Origin of the sequence: Clostridium oceanicum (genome assembly GCF_039521385.1) — a bacterium.
Lineage (GTDB): Bacteria > Bacillota > Clostridia > Clostridiales > Clostridiaceae > Clostridium_F > Clostridium_F oceanicum.
In genome coordinates, this window is record NZ_BAAACG010000013.1 from 57376 (window position 1) to 77991 (window position 20616).

Below are 20616 nucleotides of genomic sequence, written 5' to 3' on the forward strand. Positions count from 1 at the left end.
ATATCATGGGAAATTTAAGATTAATATACAGATAAATACTTTGTAAACCATATTAGGTATATATTGACAATTAATCTAATAAGAATATAATGTAAATAAGGTTCATTATATATTATTTATTATATTTTACCGGGAGGAGTTATAAATGAAAGTAGTACAAATGTTAGAAAAGTCTGCTAAAGACAGATTGGTAAAAAGTGCAGCTGATTTGTTAAATAAAAACCCCGAAAAGAATATAGATAGATTGTTTGCTATGATTAAAAAGACTATCAGCAAGGATGAAGAAAATGTAGCAAGAGTAAAGGTAGTAGAAGATGAATACAATAATAACCCCGCTATTCATGAATTTGTACAAAATATTTTTAAAACTACAAATAAAAATTGTATGCAAAAATTCTTTACAAACTTTTTTGCTAATGCAGCATGGTATGGTATGCCTAAAAGAGCTAAAATAATGGAAAAAGATGATACAAAGGTGCCCTTTGTTATTCTTATAAGCCCATCAATGAGATGTAATTTAAGGTGTACAGGTTGTTATGCAGCTAACTATAGCAAAGAGGATGATATACCTTTTGAAGAAGTAGATAGGATTATCGGTGAGGCAAGAGATTTAGGTGTATATTATTTTATAGTTTTAGGTGGAGAACCTTTCTTTAACGAGTATATGATTGATATATATGAAAAATATAATGATTGTATATTTACTCCATTTACTAATGGAACATTATTTGATGAAAAATTAGCTGATAAAATTCAGGATTTAGGAAATATAATACCTATGTTTTCATTAGAAGGTTTTGAAAAAGAGACAGATGCAAGAAGAGGAAAAGGCGTATTTAATAAAGTTATGCATGGAATGGACTTGCTTAAAGAAAGAGGAGTATTATTTGGAGTATCTACAGCTACTGGAAGAAATAACATAGATACTGTAGTATCTGAAGAATTTATTGATATGTTAATAGAAAAAGGTGCTAAAATGAGTTGGTATTTTATATTTATGCCAGTAGGAGAAGATCCAGATTTTAATTTAATGCTTACTCCAGATCAAAGAGTTCATTTAGGTGAATCTATTAGAAAAATAAGAAAGACTAAGCCTTATTTTGCAATAGATTTCTTTAACGATGCTCCATATGTTGGAGGTTGTATAGCAGGTAAGTATTATTGCCATATAAATTCTAAAGAAGATGTAGAGCCTTGTATATTTGCTCATTTTGCAACAGATAATTTAAAAGGTGGTAAAAACCTTGTTGATGTATTTAAAGGACCTTTCTTTAAAGAATTAATAAACAGACAACCTTATGATAAAAATCTATTAAGACCATGTATGATGATAGATAATCCTAATGTAATAAGGGAAGTAGCAGATAAAGTAAATGTAAAACCTACGGATAAGGGAGCAGAAAAAATGCTTCATGATGAGGAATTCAAAAACAATTTAGACAAGCTTGCAGAGGATTTTAAACCTGTAGCAGATAAAGCTTGGGAAAAGGATTTTGATGGAAAAGGAAATTATGGAATGTCTAAAGGTTAGTATGTATTAACATAATTAAAATATAATATTGGTTTTATAAGTTAAAGCTATTAATTTAGTAGAGTAAAAACTCTAAATTAATAGCTTTAATTTGTGTATAGTATAAATATATTAAAGGATTATATTTACTTTTAATTGATTAAGGTAGTTGTATGATATATCATTATTAATATAATGATGATTTTTATATTTATATAAAGGAGTAAAAAATGAAAAGTGTAAAGAAGATAATAGGAGTATTAATGATACTTTCTACAGTATTAGTTATGTTTGCTTCCTGTAAAGGTTCAAATAAAAATTATAAATCTTATATTAAGGAAAATTTAATTATATGGGGAGATCCTACATATAATCAGTCAATGTATGAAGCGGTAAAAGAGTTTAATAAGAGTTACCCAAATGTAACTGTAAAATTTGTTAAGAAAAAATCTTCAGAAGTTATTAAAGATTTTGGTAAAATAAAAGATCAGAAAGAGTTTCCTAACATAATATGTTTAGATGATAATAGATTAAGAGAGTTTACATTTAAATATTATAGAGATGTATTAAATTTAAATGATAAGTTTAATTCTTATATGGATAAGTTTTTAAAGTATAAAAAAAATATTGTTAATATAAATAATAATATTTTAGCTGTTCCCTATAGTGTAAAACCAGTAGCTTTATATTATAGAAAAGATGTATTTGAGAAGTATAATATAAATCCTTTAGATATAAAAACTTGGAATGACTTTATAAATGTAGGTAAAACAATATTAAATAAAAGTGATAATAAAACTAAGATGCTTTATGTAAATAGTGATGAAGACATGTTTAAAATATTGTTGAATGAAAAAGAAAGCAGCTATTTTAATAAAGAAGGAATGTTAAGTATAAATGATATAAATAGTAAAAAATCTATGGAAATTATAAAAAATATGTATAACTTTAAAATAATTCAAACAGGAGGTTATTTTGATTTTAATAAAAATCAAAATGTAGCAACTGTAATAGGAGATATATCTGTAGCAGATTATATAAAAAAAAGTAAAGAAAAAAATAATAATTGGGGAGTTATGAGATTACCTGCTTTTGAAAATGGAGGGAAAAATTCTGCTACATTAGGAGGAACTTCTTTAGTTATTATAGATTCTGAAGATAGTAAAAATGATAATGACTTAAGCGTTAAATTAGCTAAATATATAACATTAAATAAAAAAAATTTAAAAACTTCTTTTGAAAAATATGGTGTATTTCCATCATATACTCCAGTCTATGATTGTAGTAATTTTTCTAAGTCTATTGAAGCTTTTGATAATTTAAAGCTATGGAAGTTTTTTGAGAAGATAAGCAAAGATATACCAATAGTAAATTATACAGAGAATTTTAATCAGATAGATAAAATTGTAGCAACCTTTATTAAAGAAGTAGTCAATAGTAATGATATAGATGTAAAATTAAAACATATGAAAGAAATTATAGAAAAAGTTGTAAATTAAAAAGTCTTAGAAACGTTTACATATCTAAAAAAATATTATATAATATTTTTTAGGGGATTAAATTTAAGGGGGCTTATTTGACAAAGAAGGTTAGGATAAGTTTATAAATATTAAAGAGTCAAAATTAGAAATCTAATTTTGACTCTTTATTATATTAGAGATAATTTTTTATATACTTCAAAGGTTGAAGAAGCAGTTTTTTCCCAAGAAAAAAGTTTGGATCTAGCATATCCTTTTTCACTTAAAGTTTTTTGTAAAGCTGAATTATTAATTAATTTTTCTATAGAGTTAGATAAATCATCTAAATTAGAAGGATCAATTAAAAGTGCACTATCAGAAACTACCTCAGGAATTGAGGATACGTTAGATGTAATTATAGGAGTAGCGCAACTCATAGCTTCTAAAAGAGGAAGACCAAATCCTTCATAAAGTGATGGATATACAAATGCATCAGATCCATTATATAAAATAGGTAAATCATCTTCAGGTACAAATCCTGTAAATATAATATTAGATTTTATTTTAAAGGTACTAGTTAATTTTTCAAGGTAAGGAGCCCTATCTTTCTTAGATCCAACTATTACTAACTGATATTCTTTATTTAACTTATTATATATTTTAGAAAAAGCAAGTATTAGTGATTTAACATTTTTTCTAGCACTAAAACCACCAAGATATAGTATATATGGCTTAGTTATATTATATTTATTTTTTGCTGTATTTTTGCAATGTTCTTTATCTAAAGGTTTATATTTTTCATCTGCAGCTAAAGGAATAGAAAATATTTTATCTTTATCAACGTTAAAAAACTTGATTATATCTTTTTTTGATTGATTAGATACAGTTATTATAGAATCAGATAAATTTATTATTTTAGGCATATCTCTTAAAAATTTATATAAATATCCTTTACCTACTGTTTCAGGCATTATATAAGGTATCAAGTCATGAATAGTTGATATTTTTTTACAATGTATATATTCAGAAAGACCAATACCATTTTGAGGAACATGGTATATATCAGGATTCTCTATGTTTAAATCATGTGGGAAAAAATATTGTTCAAAAAATCTACTATATCTTTTAGAAGTCATTATTATTCTAGTATTTTCTTTTTTAAAAGACTGATAATTATCTCCAGACCAATAAATATTAAAAAAATCCTCACTATACTTATTTATCATGTGTTTTAATATTTTTTCAGTATAAGTTCCTATTCCAGTTCCTTTGTACCAATTAATTCCACGTCCATCTATAGAAATTTTCATTTTAATAACCACCTCATTATATAAATTAAAAATAAGATGTATAAATATCATTACTGTAATTATATTATTATACTTTACTAAAAATGTGTCATTTTATCACCAACCTGTAATAATCTACATATAATACATATAGATTAATTTAAATGGGGGAATAACTTTGCATGTAAATCTTGTAGAGGAAGTGATTAAGGACAATTACCATATAGAATTTAACAACATAAAAAAAATAAAAAATGTATATAAAATAGATAATGGACATATTTCATATTGTCTTAAAGTTATAAAATATGATTTTAATCATTTTTTATTTATATTAAATTGTATTAAGCATCTTCAACATAATGGATTTAATAAAATTCCTGAAATAATACAGACTAAAAATAATAAAGATTATATAAAAATAGAAAATAATTATGCATATATGACACCTTGGATTAACTCAAGAGAGTGCAATTATAATAACCCCGTAGATATTGCTACAGCAGCCTGTGAATTAGGACAGCTTCATAAAAAAAGTAAAGGATTTTACTTAACTAAAGATATGAATCCTAGAATTGGTTGGTTTAAATGGCCAAATACTTTTAATACTAGAATAAAGGAAATCTTAGATTTTAAAGATAGGATTTTTAAAAAGTATAAGATGGATGAATTTGATAAATTATATTTAGAGGTAATGGAGGAAGAAATAAATATAGCAAGAGATTCTATAAATAGTTTATTAAAAACAGAATATTTTAATAAAATGAGCGAAGAGATAAAATTAAAAGGATTTTGCCATCATGATTTTGCTCATCATAATGTTTTAATAGATAAAAGCGGTGGAGTTAATATAATAGATTTTGATTATTGTATATTAGATAGTAAACTTCATGATCTTTCTAGTTTAATGATTAGAGTGATGAAAAATGGTAAGTGGGATATAGATATTTGTAAAACTATATTAAATTCTTATAGTAAAGAAGAAACAATTGATGAGAGAGATTTACCTATAATGGCTTCATTTATAGAATTCCCTCAGGATTATTGGCAAATAGGAATTCAATATTATTGGGAACAACAACCTTGGAGTAAAGAGTTTTTTATTAATAAGTTAAAAAAGATAGAAAAAGATATAGAAGATAGACAAGAATTTGTAGGTGATTTTAGAAGCTTTAAATATTAAGGGGGGATACTATGGGTCAAAGGGATAAAAATAAAGATGAAAATGAATTAGATCTTAAAAATGTAACCTCTTATGAAAAAGAATTGAAGGAATTGAAAGAATCAGTAAAAAAATTAAAAGAGATTAAAAAAAGAAAAAAGAAAATAAAAAAACTAAAAGAAGAAGAAAAAGAAATGTTAAAAAAAATAAAAAAGAAATATAGGTAGGTCTTATTGGAGGTGAAAGTATATAGATGAATTTAATCACATCTAATAATTCTTTTAATTCTTACTTAAAAGGTAAGAATATAAAAATTGTAACTAATATAAAATATGATAAAAAAAAATTAAAACATATTACAGAAGATTTAGTAATAGATCAATTATATAATATTAGTTTATTTCACAAATTAGCATCTGGTTATGAAAATTATGTAGTATCAGATTTAGAAAATAAAACTGGTAAAATGGTTGAAAAATATAAAGTAGAGCTTAAAAGAGTAAAAAGACTATTAAATAAAATTAAAAGTATAGGTTGTAGAAATAGATTTGAAGAAATTTTTTTAAAAGAAATAGAAAAATATATAAAGTTATCAGATTTTTGTTTAAAGAAAATATGCAATGATAATTATATAAATTTAATTTATAGAAGTATGAAAAAAACAGAAGTATGTTTAGGAAATATATATTTTGATAACTTAACAAAAAATGAATCTATAGAAATAAAAGATTTTAGTAGTTGTTGTTATAATATGGTTGAATTTGATTGTATAGATTTCCTTTATAAGTTAAAGAAAAAAAACTTAAATTTAAATATGAAAAAGCTGTCATCTAAGTTTTGTGAATTTGAAGGGTTAACAGAAAAAAGTAATGAGTTTATATTAAGCTTTGTTTCATATCCTTATTCTGTAATTAAGTGTTGTAATAGGTATATAGAAGATAAAAAAAATTGGGATGAAGATAAATATATAATAAAATTTAAGAAAGCTATGGATGAAGATAAAGCTATTCTCATTTAAAGGAGTGATAAAGTGAGTGATAGATTAGATAAAACTTATTTAAAAAGATATAACTTATCTTTAGATATATTTGATAGGTTTGATTTTCATGTAAGAGATGTTTGTCCAATAAGAAGTGTTTTTATGATTAGTACAGACAAAGGAGAAAAAATTTTTAAAAAATTAGATTATTCTTTAGAAGAGCTTAAATTTATAGATAATATGATAAGTTATTTAAATAAAAATTTTAATAGAACAATGAAATTTGCAAGGTGTAGAGATGGAAACATATATACTATGTATAAAGGGGAAGTTTATTGCATTATAGATCTTATAAGAGGAAGAGAGTGTGATTTTGATAATCCTATAGATTTAAAAATAGCTTCTAAAGGAATTGCAAATTTTCATAAAGCTTCTGTAGGTTTTAAATGTGATATAGATAAGAGAGATAATAGAGGAAAGCTTATAGATAAATTTGAAGTTAAAAAAGAAGAAATGGAGTTTTTTAAAAATATAGCCAATATTCATGAAACAAAAAATGAATTTGATAATATTTTTTTAAAAGAAGTGGATTATTATATAGATCAAATAAATGAAAGTATAAATTTACTTAAAAATAGTAATTATTATAAACTGTCTAAAGAAAGAAATAAAAACGTAATTTGTCATCATGACTTAGCTCATCATAATATATTAATAAAAGATGAAGAGGCTTATTTTATAGATTTTGATTATTCTATATTAGATTTAAAATCCCATGATTTATGCAATTTTATAACTAAGGCTATAAAAAATTCAGCCTTTGATATAGAAAAAACTGAAAATATATTAAACTCTTACTCTAAAGAAAATACTATTGATAGAGAGGAATTAAAAGTTTTATATGCTATATTAACTTTCCCAGAAGATTTTTATAGTATATCTAAAAATTATTATACTAAATGTAAAGATTGGGATGAGAGAGCTTTTTTAAATAAGCTTATAAAAAAATGTGGATATAAAGAAGATAGAAAAGAATTTTTAAAGTATTTTAAAGATAATATAATTTAATTTATGTAGGATTATTGGGATAAAAATTCTCAATAATTTTTTTTATAGCTCTTAAACTAATAAAAAAATCTGTAAAATTACTACAGATTTTTAATATAAGAAAATAATTTAACAATTTATTATTTTTTCATAAGCAGATAAAGTTTCTCTAGCACATCTTCTCCAACTAAGATTAGATGCTCTTTTAAGACCGGATATTCTTAATTTTTCACTGAATTTTTTATCTAAAAGAACTTGTAAAATAGAGTCACATAAATCATTAATATCATAAGGATTTACTAGTTTAGCTCCATCTTGAACAATTTCCGGTATACAAGTAGTATTTGATGCTATAACTGGGGTTCCACAAGCCATGGCTTCTACTGGAGGAAGTCCAAATCCTTCGTAAAAAGAAGGGTATACAAATAAATTAGCTCCGTTATAGAAATAGGGCATATCATTTAAAGGAATAAACCCAGGGAAAATTACTTTAGCTTTTATGTTTAATTTTTCTGCTAATTTTTTATATTCTTCACAAAGAGGTCCAGTTTTTCCTCCTATAACTAGAGAGATTTCTTTATCATATAAAGTTATTAATTTACTAAAAGCTTTTATTAATCCAGGAATATTCTTTCTAAGGCTAAATCCACCTACATAAAATATAAAATCTTTTTCTATTTTATATTTCTTTTTTATTATATTTTTACAGATATCTTTTTTTAAAGGTTTATATATATCTTCATTAGATAAATAAGATACATATATTTTATCTTCAGGATAGCCAAAGGATTTTATTATATCTTTTTTAGAAAACTCGGAAACAGTAATTATTCCATCTGTCATAGAAACTATTTTAGGAATTTTTTCAGAGAATATTTTCATATATCTATCACTTACAGTTTCAGGCATTCTATAAGGTATTACATCATGTAAGGTTATAGTAAAAGGACAAGTTTTTTCTTCTGGTAATCCTACTCCATTTTGAGGTACATGATATATATCTATATTACTATCTTTTAGTATGTTAGGTATGTTAACTTCATCCCAAAAATTATTTATGGTATTTTCTTTTATATTTTTACTTAAATTCATATTAGATGACTCTTTTTCTGGAGTGAAAATCACATAGTTATTCTTAGAATCTACTTTGTTTAAAGAATTTATTAATTGATAGGTATAAGTTCCTATACCGGTGCCTCTATAAAAATAAGCGGGCCTTCCATCAATACCAATTTTCATAGGAAATAATCCTTTCTAAGTTATTATAATTCATTATATTAAAAGTAGATTTAAAGTGTTAAAAACCTTCTAAAATTAATTAGATGGACATATAGATTATATAGGGGTGATTAACTATGATGAGAGAATTCGAGATTGAAAGACAATTTAATATTAAAATTGAAAAGCTAAAACCATATAGAGGAGTTTACTATTTGAAAACCAATAAAGGGGAGAAATGTTTAAAAAAGATTGATTATGGAGTACAAAAATTATTATTTGTATATGGAGCAAAAGAACATTTAATGCAAAACGGATTCAATTATGTAGATAAGTATTCTTTGAATTTAGAAGGAAATCCATATGCCCTTGTAAATGAAGACATATATACTTTATCTGAGTGGATTCAAGGGAGAGAATGTAACTTTAAAGATAAGGAAGATCTTATAATAGCGTCTAGAGCTTTAGCTTATCTTCATATATCTTCTAAAGGATATGAGCCTCCAGAGAATAGTAAATTAAAAACGGATCTTGGAAGATGGCCTCATTTAATGAAAAAAAGAGTTAGGTCTTTTGATAAGATGAGGGATATGGTAAGGAAAAGAAATAATAAAACAGATTTTGACTTAAATTATATAAAAAATATAGAATTTTTTAAAGACTTTGGGAAAAGAGCAATGAATGTTTTAAATAAATCTAAGTATCTTGAAATTTGCGGTAAGGCAGAAGAAGAAAAAAGTTTTTGCCACCATGATTATACTTATCATAATATAATAATTGATAAAAAAAATGATGTTAATGTTATAGATTTTGATTATTGTAAAAGAGAAATAAGAAGTTATGATTTATCTAATTTTATGATAAAAGTCTTAAAAAGGGTAGATTGGAATATAGATTATGCTGAAATAATACTTAACTCATATAATGGAATATATCCATTAGATGAAGATGAGTATGAAACATTATTTGCATTTTTATTATTTCCTCAAAGATTTTGGAGATTATGCAATAGATATTATTATAACGAGGTAACTTGGCCATCTAATACTTTTAACAATAAAATGGAGGAATTGATTTCTGAACAAGAAAAGTATGTTAATTTTATTAATGAATTTAAAAAATTATATTCACAAAAGGAATAGTATATAATTTAGACATATGAAACTTATAAATGTTTTGTATGTCTGATTTTTGCTTTTATATCACAAATCCCATAATAATTTCATAATATATATCATGATTTATTATGTGGAGATGAATTTTATGGAAATAGGAGATATAGTTGTAAGAAAATCATATAAAAAAGATATTACATTTAAGATAATAGATATAAAGGAAGGTACTAATGGAAATATATACACTTTAAAAGGTGTAAATGTTAGAATTATTGCGGATTCTCCTTCAAGTGACTTAAAGAAGGTTAGCACTAATACAGTTACTAAAGATGAAGAAGTATTTACTAAAAAAGTTAATGATTCAATTAAAAACATATTAAGTTATAGAAAAGAAGGTTATGAAAAAGAAAAATCAAATGATAAAAGAAAAAATGTAAAAAAAAAGCTAAAAAAGATGTATAGGTCTGATATCCATGCTAAGGACAATGATTTATATTTTGGAAGGCCAGGTAAGATACTCCACGTAGATGGAGACTCAGAGTACTTAGATACTTGTATAAAGGTATATAAGCAACTTGGTTTAGATGTTATAGGAAAGAATGTAATGGAAAAAGAACAACCAGAAAAAATAATAGATTTAGTTAAAGAAATTAAGCCAGATATAGTAGTTATAACAGGTCATGATGCGGTCTTAAGGGAAACTGAAAATTATACTGATATAAATAATTATAGAAACTCTAAGTATTTTGTTAAAACTGTAAGTATTCTTAGAGATTATGAGAAAAGTTATGATGAATTAGTAATATTTGCAGGAGCATGTCAATCTTGTTATGAAGCTATATTAGATGCAGGAGCAAATTTTGCAAGTTCTCCAGGAAGAATACTTATACATTGCTTAGACCCTGTATTTTTATGCGAAAAAATAGCTTATAGTAACATTGAAAAAGTCGTATCTATAAAGGATGCTACTGAAAATACAATAACAGGATTGAAGGGGATAGGAGGACTTCAAACTAGAGGTAAATATAGAGAAGGGTTTCCTAAATCTCAATATATATAATTATGCATATATAAGCTATTAAAAGGGAAAACTAACTAATCATAATAAATATTAGGTAAAATATATTTATTTACAAAAAATTAATATTGACAAGCAGTTCTTAAGCTGATAAAATAAAAAGTTTGGTTGACAATTATAAAAAAATTGGGTATAATATATAATGTAGAAAGAGGGTGTTGATAGTGGGAACAAGAAATGTGCTTGCTAGCATAAAAAAGGATATTGAAAGCCATGTAGGAGATAAAGTTACTTTAAAAGCTAACGGTGGCAGAAGAAAAACTTTTGTAAATAAAGGTACAATTGAAAAGGCTTATCCTAGTATTTTCGTTATTAGATTAGAAGATGACACCCAAAGGAAAGTCACTTATAGCTATTCAGATGTATTAACTAAAACTGTTCAATTAGATTTTGTATTATAAACTTGGTACTTTTGTACCAATTTTTTTTTATTTATAATAAATTAGTCATATTTTCCATAAAACTTATATATAAATTATTAGTAGGTTTTATGGGAGGGATAAAAATGGATTTAAACTTAGTGAGAGAAAATATAGAGTGTGAACAACTGTTAGGGGAAAGCTTCGTAAATACTCCAATGAAAGGAGAGTATGTTATTCCAGATACTCATCCTGATGTTTATAAAGTTATAATGTTAGATACTAAGCCATCTATAACTACTAAAAAAATTGTACAAGATAAAGTTTATGTAGAAGGGTTAATAGATTATAATATTCTTTATTTAACTAAAGAAGAAGATGAAGATGTTTTATATAATACAACATACACAGGAAAATTTTCTAATGATATTCAAATTTCAGGAGCAGAAGATAATATGGTGTGCGAAGCAGAATGTTTCGTAGAAGATATGGAGTGCAAGGTTGTTAATGAAAGAAAAGTATCTGTTGAAGGAGTTGTAAGATTAAAAGCTGAGGTTTATAAAGATTATAATTTTGAAGTTGTAAAAGATGTAGATGATATGAAAGATATACAGATGCTTAGAAATCCAACATCTGTTGATAAGATAGTAGGAACAGCTACTGGAGAGCTTATAGCAAAATCTAACATAAAAATTTCTACAGATAAACCGGAAGTTGGAAGTATAATAAAACGTAATATAAGTATAAATAAAAGAAAAGTTGAAGTATTAGAAGATAAAATTAATGTAGAAGCTTTTGCTAATATAGAATTAGCTTATAGAGGAAAAGACACTAGAGACATATGTTGTTTAAATGACGAAGTTTTTATAAATAAAGAAATAGATTTAGAAGGCGCAAATTCATTTATGGATAGTTACACAGATTTTGAAATAGATGGAGTTGAAATAGAAGTAAAAGAAGATGATTTAGGAGAAAATAGAGTTGTTGATGTAGAAGCTCTTGTAAAATCAAATACCAAAGTTATGTATAAAAAAGAAATAGAAGTTATAGAAGATATGTATTGTCCAGAAGCTATGCTTGATATAAAAAAGAAAGATTATGAATTAAATGTAATGCATGGTCAAACTGAAAAAGAGCATATAGTTAAAAATAACATAGAAATTGATTCTACTATGCCTAAAGTTAAAGAGATATTAATGACTAATGGTAAAGTATGCGTTACTGATAAAAAATTAGTTGAAGATAAGGTAATGGTTGAAGGTGTTTTAAATGTAGAAGTAATGTATAAAACAACAGATGATAAAGAATATATATATACTTTAAAAGATAACATACCATTTGATTGTTCTATAGATATGCCAGGATGCAAAATTGATATGGAATGTATAGTAAAAGCTAATTTAGATAACATAGAAACTTCAATGGAAGCAAATACAATTGCAGTTAAAGGCATAGTAGATTTATATGGTAGAGTAAATTATAACGTTCATAAAGAATTCTTAATAGGAGTAGAGCCAATAGAAGATAGTAAGCCAGAAAAAAAGGCTAGTATAACTATATATGTTGTTCAACAAGGAGATACTTTATGGAAAATAGCTAAAAGATATTATACTACTATAGAAAATTTAATGAGTATTAATGAGATAGAAAATGCAGATGTTATAAAACCAGGTCAAAAGCTTATAATACCTGGGAAAGCTATAATATAATGAAATTTTATCTTATAAAAAATAGATTTCTATATCCTATATATTTATATATAGGATGTTTTTTTTACCTTTTTTAGCCACGCATAAAAATACCTTATGTGGAGAAAATAATGAATATCCGTAAAGGAGTGGACGAATATTGAAAAATAATATAAAAGGTAATTTGATAATAATAGGAGGAGCAGAGGATAAAGAGAATGGTAAAGCTATACTAAAAGAAGTTTGTACAAAAATAAATAAAGAAAAGGATCAGTTAGTTATAGCTACTGTAGCATCCCAGCTTCCGGAAGAGTTAGGAATAGAATATGAAAATATATTTAAAAATTTAGGAGTTAAAAATATAAAAATTTTAAATGTAAAAAATAGAAAAGATGCTTTAAATAAAGAAAATATAGAGATGATAAAAAATGCATCATTAGTATTTTTTACAGGCGGAGACCAATTAAGAATAACTAGTTTATTAGGAGGTACTCCTTTGTATTATATGATGAAAGAAAGATACAAAGGTGGATGTGATTTTGTAGGAACATCTGCAGGAGCTTCTGTTATGAGTAATACCATGATAGTAACAGGACCAAGTGAAGAGTCACCAAGAAAATGTACTCTTAAGATGGCACCAGGTTTAGATTTTATAAGAGGAGTAATAATAGATCAACATTTTGCTCAAAGAGGTAGAATAGGAAGACTTCTTACTGGAATTGCAGAAAACCCTGAAGTATTAGGTATTGGTATAGATGAAGATACAGCCATTGTAGTAAACAATAAATTACAGTTTAAAGTTATAGGTTCTGGGGCAGTATATGTTATAGATGGAAGTGAAATTAGCTATACTAATGTATCAGAACAAAATCAAGATGAACTTTTATCTATTCTAGATGTTAAATTACATGTTCTTAAAAATAGAGATGAATTCAGTATAAATACAAGAAAACCAATGTAAATCTCATACTTAAAGATTTCATTTAAAGAGGAGGAAAAGTTGAGACATGAAAATAGATAAAATAAGGGTATATGAAGGTAAAAATATATACTCTTATAAGAAATGTATTAGAATGGATTTAGATTTAGAAGGATATAGAGAAGTACCTAGTAAAGAAATAGATGGTTTCAATGAAACTTTAATAAATTATATACCAAAATTAAAAGAACATTGCTGTTGTATAGGTAAAAAAGGTGGATTTCTTAAAAGATTAGAGGAAGGTACATATTTATCACATATATGTGAGCATAGTATAATTGCCCTTCAAAATATGTTAGGTAGCGATGTAAGCTTTGGAAAAGCTAGAGAAATACAGGGGGAAAAATACTATATAATTTATCAATATGAGTATAAAAATATGGCTATAGAATGTGGAAAAGTAGCTGTAAGTTTAATTAATTCTATAATAAATAGAAAAAAATTTAATTTAGAAGAAAAAATAAAAGAATTAGGGTATATATTAAAAAGTGAAAGATTAGGCCCTAGTACTTTATCTATAGTAGAAGAAGCAAGTAAAAAAGGTATACCTGTAACAAGAATTGGAGACAATAGTATGTTTCAATTAGGATATGGCAGTTTCGGTAAAAGAATAGAGGCTACTATATGTGAAAGTACAAGTACCATAGGGGCAGATATAGCTTGTGATAAATTATTATGCAAAGATATTTTAAGAGACCAATGTATACCAGTTGCTAAAGGGTATAAAGTTAATAATTATATAGATTTACTACTTAAAGCTGAAAAAATAGGCTATCCTTTAGTTTTAAAACCACAATATGGGAATCAAGGTAAAGGAGTATTTGTTAAATTAAAAAATCAAAAAGACCTTATAAAAGCTTATAAATCTTTAAGTGTAAATTTTGATGACATAATTGTAGAAGGATTTTTAAAAGGAAATGATTATAGAATATGTGTAGTTGATAATAAAATAGTTGCAGGGGCTAAAAGAATACCTCCCTATATTATAGGAGATGGATTAAATACTATATGTAGTCTTATAGGCAAACTTAATAGTGATATAAATAGAGGAGAAGGTCATGAAAAACCTTTAACAAAAATTAAAATAGATAAAGAGTTAAAAGACTATATAAAAAAGCAAGGATATAGTCTTAGTGCTGTTCCACTAAAAGGTGAAAGTGTTATGTTAAGACAAAATGCTAATTTATCAACTGGTGGAGTATCAGTAGATTGTACTGATGAAATAAATGAAGAGATAAAGGATATATGTTTAAGAGCTTCTAAAGCTATAGGTCTTAATATTTGTGGAATAGATGTATGTTGTGAGGATATAACAAAACCAATAGGTCCTAGAGGTGGAATAATAGAAGTTAATGCAGCTCCAGGAATAAGAATGCACCAATATCCTTATAAAGGTAAAAAAAGAAATGTAGCTAAAGCTATAGTAGATATGATGTTTAAAGAAACTAATGGAAGAATACCTATAATATCTGTTACTGGAACTAATGGAAAAACTACTACAAGTAGACTAATATCTTATATATTTAAGTTATGTGGAAAAAAAGTTGGGTATACAACAACTGGTGGCGTATATGTAGGAGATAAATGTATAGAAAAGGGAGATACTACAGGATATGATAGTGCAACTACTGTGCTTACAAATAAAGATGTAGAAGTAGCAGTTTTAGAGCTTGCAAGAGGCGGTATTATAAGAGGAGGATTACCTTATGATTTTTCCGATGTATCAGTTATAACTAATATAACGGAAGATCATTTAGGATTAGATGGCATAGATACTTTAGATCAAATGGCTTTTGTAAAATCTTTAGTTGGAGAAGCAGTTAAAAAAGATGGATATGTAGTTATGAATGCAGATGATAAAGCAAGTACTAGAGTTATAGAAAGAATGAAAAGTAATGTTATATTATTTTCTAAATATAAAGATAACCCTTTAATTACTAAGCATATAAAAGAAGGTAAATGTGCAGTTTATTTAGATAAAAATAGTATTTATCTTTTCAAAGAAAATAAAAATATAAAAATAATTGATGTGAAGGATATATCTATTACCTTAGAAGGTAAACTAAGTTATAATATAGAAAATGCTATGGCTGTTATTTCAGCTATGATAAGTATTGGTATAGATATAGATATTCTTAGAAAAGGTTTAAAAACTTTTTCTAGTGATGAGAAATCTAATCCAGGTAGATTTAATATGTATAATGTAAATGGAGTTTCTGTAGTTTTAGATTATGGTCATAATATAGAAGGCTATAAGGCAGTTCTTGAAGGGGCAAAGAAAATAGAACATAACAAACTTATAGGAGTTATAGGAGTTCCAGGAGATAGAAGTTACAGTAGTACTTTAAAGGTGGCAAATATATCAGCAGAAAACTTTGATATTGTATATATAAAAGAAGATAGAGATAGAAGAGGGAAAAAACCTTCAGAAATTGCTGATTTGATCCAAAAAGGTATGATAAATAGTGGATTTAATGAAAATAATATATATAAAATATTAAATGAAGAAGAAGCCCTTAAAAAAGCTATAGATAATTCTAAAGAAGGGGATTTAATAGTGATGTTTTTTGAAGAATTTCAGCCAGCTTTAAAGATTGTAAAAGAGAAAAAAGAAAATAAAAATAAGAAAAATAAAGAGATAGCTTTTGCTTAAATATTATATTATATAAATTAAAGCTACAATTAAGTATTGTTTTAATTGTAGCTTTAATTTTTTTATATTATACTATTTTAAGAAATAAAATTTTGGAGGAATAAGTATGATAGCAAAAGCCTATGCTAAAGTTAATTTATCTTTAGATGTATTAAGAAAAAGAGAAGATGGATATCATATTTTAAAAATGATAATGCAAAATATAGATTTATATGATCTAATAAATTTAAAGATTACAAAGGGAAAAGATATAGTTTTAAGTTGCAATAAAAAATATGTTCCTGAAGATAAAAGAAATCTTGTGTATAAAGCGGCAGAATTGTTTTTAAAGACATATAATATAGAAAAAGGTATATATATATCTATAAAGAAAAATATACCTGTAGCGGCAGGCCTAGCTGGAGGAAGTTCAGATGCAGCTTGTACATTAAAATTAATGAGAGATATTTTTAAACCTAACTTAAGTGATAAAGAATTAATGAAATTAGGTTTAAAAATAGGAGCAGATGTTCCTTATTGTATTTTAGGTGGAACGGCTCTTTGTGAAGGAATAGGAGAAGAGGTTACCCCTATTAAAAAATTTGATAATTATATTTTAGTTTTAGTTAAGCCAGGATTTGGTGTATCTACAAAGGAAGTATATAAAAATATAGATGTAAATAAAATTTATTTTCATCCAAATACTGAAAATTTAATTAAAGGAATAAAAAATAATGACTTACAATTGGTATGTAAAAATATGAAAAATGTATTAGAAAATGTAACCTTAAGAAAACATAAAACAATAAAATCTATAAAAGAGGAAATGATAAAGTATGGTGCTATAAACTCTATAATGAGTGGTAGTGGTCCTACTGTATTTGGTATATTTGAAGATATGTTATCTGCTCAGTTTTGTTATGACAAGATGAAAGAAGATTATAAGGAAGTTTTTATAACTAGGACTATATAAAAAATAAAATTTCCCTTAGCCATATGAAAATAAATAACAGATTAAAGATGTTATTTATTTGAATGTGACTTGTAAAGATAAGTATAAAATTATTTAAAGCTAGTGTATTTTACGCTAGCTTTATTTTTTTTTATTAAATAAGTTATATATTTTTTAATAAAGAGAAAAGTTTTTCTAGTAATATATGCCTTTGTTTTATTTAGTGTATAAATTTAATATGAAAAACAGAAAATACTTAATAAGTATATAGATGCTTTAATTAGGAGGATAATATGGACAAAATTTTAGGTGCTTTAGATAAATATTTTTTAATGCTTATGATTATACAAGGATTTATAGTAGGTGTTGTAGATGCTAAAAGCTTTAAAGAAAAAAAGATGTTTAAGTTATATAGAAAATCAAAGATAATAGGAATTTTTATTGTAATTTTAGGTGTTGTCTCATATATATTTCATTCTATTAATTATTAATTTATGATTTTTAAATATGTGATTAGTTGTTTAGGAGGACGTATATACCATGAAGGAAAAAATACGTAAAGAAATAAATAAAGATATAGATGACAATATATCTTATCTAAAGGAAATGTTTAAAGATACGTCAGACATAATATTTAGAGAGTTTTATATTGGAGATATAAAAGCTTTTCTTATGTATATAGATGGAATGGCGGATAAAATTTTATTAAACGATTATGTTTTAGAATCTTTAATGATTCAATCTAAAGATGTGGAAAATTTAGATAATATAGAAGACATTAAAAATAACATTTTAACAGTTACAGATTTAACAGAAATAAAAGAATTTAATAAAGGTGTAAACTCTATGCTTTCAGGTGATACTCTTATGTTAGTAGATGGGTGCACAGAAGGATATGTTATAGCTACAAGATTTTGGCCTGCTAGAGGAATATCTGAACCTTCATCTGAAACTGTTGTAAAAGGTAGTAGAGATGGATTCTCAGAGACAATTAGATTTAACACTGCTCTTATAAGAAGGAGAATAAGAGATACTAGGCTTAAATTAGTGTCAAAATCTTTAGGTGAAAGATCAAAGACAGATGTAGTAGTAACCTACATAGATGATATAGTAAATCAAGATGTACTCAATAAATTAAATAAAAGAATAGATAAAATTGATATAGATGCAGTTTTAGATAGTGGATATGTAGAGCAATTTATAGAAGATAGCAAATGGTCACCATTTCCTACTACTAAAACTACACAAAGACCGGATGTAGTGGCATCTGCCTTATATGAAGGTAAAATAGCTATACTAGTGGATAATTCACCTTTTGTTATAATAGTTCCTACAACTTTACCTAGTTTATTTCAATCTCCTGATGATTATTATCAAAGGTGGATATATTCCTCTGTAGTTAGAGTGATAAGGTTGTTATCAATAATTATTTCTTTAACTTTGCCAGCTCTATACGTTGCTGTAACTTCTTATCATGTTGCTATAATACCTACAAAACTTGCTTATTTCATAGCATCATCTAGGGAGGGTGTTCCATTTCCTGCATATATGGAAGCTATAATTATGGATGTCAGTTTAGCACTTCTTATGGAATCTATAGTTAGACTTCCAAAACCTATAGGAGCTACTATAGGAATAGTTGGTGGACTTATTATAGGGCAGGCAGCAGTAAGTGCTGGCATAGTAAGCCCAATTATGATAATAATAGTATCTTTAACTGCAATAACTAGTTTTACTGCGCCTAATTATGAGGTTAGTTCAGCTTTTAGGTTAATAAGATTTTTACTTATAATAGCTTCAGCTTTTTTAGGGTTATATGGAATAATGATTGGATTAATAATACTTTTAATTCATTTAATAAGATTAAAAAGCTTTGGAATACCATATTTAGCTCCTGCAGTTAATTCTAGTACAGAAGATTTTAAAGATATGTTTATAAGATTACATCTTAAGTTCTTTAAACATCGTCCTAAATATATGAAAACTAAAGATAAAATAAGACAAAAATAATATTGATTTGGAGGTATTTAGAGTGAAAGAAAAAGGTTTTTTATCTCCTTATAGCTTATTTGCAACTATTGTAACTAGTGTTATAGGTCTAAGGGTTTTTTCTTATGCAAGTGATGTGTCAATGTTTGTAGGAAACGATGGGTGGATAGTTATATTAATTAGTACAATAATAAGCTTTATATTAGTTTATATTATGTATAAAATAGTGAAAAATAGTGATTATAAATGTTTTTCAGACATTATAAATAATAATTTTGGTAAAGCATTTGGAGCCATAATAGGTATAAGTTTTATTGTATATAACATAGCTTATATGTCTATAGGACTTAGAACTTTTATAGAAGAGATAAAAATATATTTATTAGAAAAGACTCCTACAGAATTTTTAGTAGCTATAAGTATTTTAACATCTATCTATTTAATTAGAGGAAATTTAAATTCTCTTGTAAAGTTTAATGAAGTAGTTTTTTGGCTTAGTTTTATTCCTGTAATATTTGTTTTGCTGTTTACCTTATATAAATCTGATTTTAGCAATTTACTTCCGGTATTTAATAATCCACCAGATGCTTATATCAAAGGAACTATTGGTACTATAAGTAGATTTAAAGGAATAGAGATAGTTTTTTTAGTTTTGCCTTTTGTAAAAAATAGAAAAAAAACCCCAAAAGTATTATTAAAAAGCTTAGCTTTCATAGGTTGTTTTTATATATTTATTACAGTTTTATCTATAACTATGTTTTCAAAAGAACAAACTAAAGATTTGATATGGCCAGGAATTACAATGATTAAATCTATAGATATACCAGGTACTTTTGTAGAGCGATGGGATGGTATAGTAATGGCTATATGGGTGTTATTCTTTTTCACTACATTTACAAATTCTTATTATTTTTCAGCAGATATAGCTAAAGATATATTTAAATTAAAAGATATAAAGATTGCCTCTGCAATATTAGTACCTTTTATTTATATAGTAGCACTATATCCAGAAAATGTAGCAGAGTTATCTAGAATAAGTAAAATGATATTTCCTATATTATTTATGATAAATACAATAATAATACCAATAGTATTATTAATTACAAGTAACATAAAAAAATCAAGAACAGGAACAAAAGGATAAAAGGTTATATAATAAACA

Annotated in this window: 18 protein-coding genes; 16 read left to right on the forward strand and 2 right to left on the reverse strand. The window is 25.5% G+C overall.

Going from position 1 to position 20616, the window contains the following annotated elements; translation table 11 throughout:
• The first annotated feature begins 145 nt into the window (after positions 1-145).
• Both ABDZ71_RS14245 and ABDZ71_RS14250 read left to right on the forward strand, forming a co-directional pair.
• Positions 146-1531: a radical SAM protein gene (locus tag ABDZ71_RS14245; RefSeq protein ID WP_343762543.1), complete on the forward strand. Its 1386-nt coding sequence runs from the start codon at positions 146-148 to the stop codon at positions 1529-1531.
• A 209-nt stretch (positions 1532-1740) separates the two neighbouring features.
• Positions 1741-3009 carry an ABC transporter substrate-binding protein gene (locus ABDZ71_RS14250; protein WP_343762546.1) on the forward strand — a complete coding sequence of 423 codons (1269 nt, stop codon included), beginning with the start codon at positions 1741-1743 and terminating at the stop codon, positions 3007-3009.
• Positions 3010-3158: 149 nt separating this feature from the next.
• On the opposite strand, the gene ABDZ71_RS14255 is transcribed toward ABDZ71_RS14250, so the two are convergent.
• Positions 3159-4277: a glycosyltransferase family 4 protein gene (locus ABDZ71_RS14255; RefSeq protein ID WP_343762549.1), complete on the reverse strand. Its 1119-nt coding sequence runs from the start codon at positions 4275-4277 to the stop codon at positions 3159-3161.
• Between the two features lie 157 nt (positions 4278-4434).
• On the opposite strand from ABDZ71_RS14255, the gene ABDZ71_RS14260 reads away from it, so the two are divergent.
• The 4 genes from ABDZ71_RS14260 to ABDZ71_RS14275 are packed head-to-tail and all read left to right on the forward strand — an operon-like array spanning position 4435 to position 7465.
• On the forward strand, positions 4435-5439 hold the full coding sequence (locus ABDZ71_RS14260; protein WP_343762551.1) for a CotS family spore coat protein: 1005 nt from the start codon (positions 4435-4437) through the stop codon (positions 5437-5439).
• A gap of 11 nt (positions 5440-5450) precedes the next feature.
• On the forward strand, positions 5451-5645 hold the full coding sequence (locus ABDZ71_RS14265; RefSeq protein WP_343762554.1) for a hypothetical protein: 195 nt from the start codon (positions 5451-5453) through the stop codon (positions 5643-5645).
• Positions 5646-5671: 26 nt separating this feature from the next.
• A complete protein-coding gene (locus ABDZ71_RS14270; RefSeq protein ID WP_343762555.1) occupies positions 5672-6436 on the forward strand; it encodes a spore coat protein CotS in 765 nt (254 codons plus the stop codon).
• 12 nt (positions 6437-6448) lie between these two features.
• A complete protein-coding gene (locus ABDZ71_RS14275) occupies positions 6449-7465 on the forward strand; it encodes a CotS family spore coat protein (protein WP_343762556.1) in 1017 nt (338 codons plus the stop codon).
• 108 nt (positions 7466-7573) lie between these two features.
• On the opposite strand, the gene ABDZ71_RS14280 is transcribed toward ABDZ71_RS14275, so the two are convergent.
• The gene (locus ABDZ71_RS14280; RefSeq protein WP_343762557.1) at positions 7574-8683 is read right to left on the reverse strand and encodes a glycosyltransferase family 4 protein; all 1110 of its coding nucleotides are present in this window, start codon (positions 8681-8683) and stop codon (positions 7574-7576) included.
• 116 nt (positions 8684-8799) lie between these two features.
• Here ABDZ71_RS14280 and ABDZ71_RS14285 point away from each other — a divergent pair, with 116 nt between their 5' ends.
• The 10 genes from ABDZ71_RS14285 to ABDZ71_RS14330 all read left to right on the forward strand — a co-directional run bounded on the left by ABDZ71_RS14285 (position 8800) and on the right by ABDZ71_RS14330 (position 20598).
• Entirely contained in the window at positions 8800-9804 is a 1005-nt protein-coding gene (locus tag ABDZ71_RS14285; protein WP_343762559.1) for a CotS family spore coat protein, read from the forward strand.
• A gap of 121 nt (positions 9805-9925) precedes the next feature.
• Positions 9926-10837 carry a sporulation peptidase YabG gene (gene yabG, locus ABDZ71_RS14290; RefSeq protein ID WP_343762561.1) on the forward strand — a complete coding sequence of 304 codons (912 nt, stop codon included), beginning with the start codon at positions 9926-9928 and terminating at the stop codon, positions 10835-10837.
• 182 nt (positions 10838-11019) lie between these two features.
• Complete coding sequence (locus tag ABDZ71_RS14295) at positions 11020-11256, forward strand: Veg family protein (RefSeq protein WP_343762563.1); 237 nt, start codon at positions 11020-11022, stop codon at positions 11254-11256.
• A 104-nt stretch (positions 11257-11360) separates the two neighbouring features.
• Positions 11361-12923 (forward strand): DUF3794 and LysM peptidoglycan-binding domain-containing protein, encoded by a 1563-nt coding sequence (locus ABDZ71_RS14300; RefSeq protein ID WP_343762565.1) that lies wholly within the window; start codon positions 11361-11363, stop codon positions 12921-12923.
• Positions 12924-13062: 139 nt separating this feature from the next.
• Entirely contained in the window at positions 13063-13863 is an 801-nt protein-coding gene (locus tag ABDZ71_RS14305; protein ID WP_343762567.1) for a cyanophycinase, read from the forward strand.
• 46 nt (positions 13864-13909) lie between these two features.
• Positions 13910-16534, forward strand: coding sequence for a cyanophycin synthetase (gene cphA, locus ABDZ71_RS14310; RefSeq protein WP_343762569.1), 2625 nt, complete (start codon positions 13910-13912; stop codon positions 16532-16534).
• A gap of 106 nt (positions 16535-16640) precedes the next feature.
• Positions 16641-17486: a 4-(cytidine 5'-diphospho)-2-C-methyl-D-erythritol kinase gene (gene ispE / locus ABDZ71_RS14315; RefSeq protein WP_343762571.1), complete on the forward strand. Its 846-nt coding sequence runs from the start codon at positions 16641-16643 to the stop codon at positions 17484-17486.
• Between the two features lie 272 nt (positions 17487-17758).
• On the forward strand, positions 17759-17956 hold the full coding sequence (locus tag ABDZ71_RS14320) for a CLC_0170 family protein (protein ID WP_343762573.1): 198 nt from the start codon (positions 17759-17761) through the stop codon (positions 17954-17956).
• 49 nt (positions 17957-18005) lie between these two features.
• Entirely contained in the window at positions 18006-19475 is a 1470-nt protein-coding gene (locus ABDZ71_RS14325; RefSeq protein ID WP_343762575.1) for a spore germination protein, read from the forward strand.
• 22 nt (positions 19476-19497) lie between these two features.
• Positions 19498-20598 carry a GerAB/ArcD/ProY family transporter gene (locus ABDZ71_RS14330; RefSeq protein ID WP_343762577.1) on the forward strand — a complete coding sequence of 367 codons (1101 nt, stop codon included), beginning with the start codon at positions 19498-19500 and terminating at the stop codon, positions 20596-20598.
• Positions 20599-20616 lie beyond the last annotated feature (18 nt).

Bases quoted from the DNA above. Each gene is read 5' to 3' on its own strand.
- ABDZ71_RS14245 (WP_343762543.1), top strand. From the start codon at position 146: ATGAAAGTAGTACAAATGTTAGAAAAGTCTGCTAAAGACAGATTGGTA.
- ABDZ71_RS14250 (WP_343762546.1), top strand. From the start codon at position 1,741: ATGAAAAGTGTAAAGAAGATAATAGGAGTATTAATGATACTTTCTACA.
- ABDZ71_RS14255 (WP_343762549.1), bottom strand. From the start codon at position 4,277: ATGAAAATTTCTATAGATGGACGTGGAATTAATTGGTACAAAGGAACT.
- ABDZ71_RS14265 (WP_343762554.1), top strand. From the start codon at position 5,451: ATGGGTCAAAGGGATAAAAATAAAGATGAAAATGAATTAGATCTTAAA.
- ABDZ71_RS14270 (WP_343762555.1), top strand. From the start codon at position 5,672: ATGAATTTAATCACATCTAATAATTCTTTTAATTCTTACTTAAAAGGT.
- ABDZ71_RS14280 (WP_343762557.1), bottom strand. From the start codon at position 8,683: ATGAAAATTGGTATTGATGGAAGGCCCGCTTATTTTTATAGAGGCACC.
- ABDZ71_RS14285 (WP_343762559.1), top strand. From the start codon at position 8,800: ATGATGAGAGAATTCGAGATTGAAAGACAATTTAATATTAAAATTGAA.
- yabG (WP_343762561.1), top strand. From the start codon at position 9,926: ATGGAAATAGGAGATATAGTTGTAAGAAAATCATATAAAAAAGATATT.
- ABDZ71_RS14300 (WP_343762565.1), top strand. From the start codon at position 11,361: ATGGATTTAAACTTAGTGAGAGAAAATATAGAGTGTGAACAACTGTTA.
- cphA (WP_343762569.1), top strand. From the start codon at position 13,910: ATGAAAATAGATAAAATAAGGGTATATGAAGGTAAAAATATATACTCT.
- ispE (WP_343762571.1), top strand. From the start codon at position 16,641: ATGATAGCAAAAGCCTATGCTAAAGTTAATTTATCTTTAGATGTATTA.
- ABDZ71_RS14320 (WP_343762573.1), top strand. From the start codon at position 17,759: ATGGACAAAATTTTAGGTGCTTTAGATAAATATTTTTTAATGCTTATG.
- ABDZ71_RS14325 (WP_343762575.1), top strand. From the start codon at position 18,006: ATGAAGGAAAAAATACGTAAAGAAATAAATAAAGATATAGATGACAAT.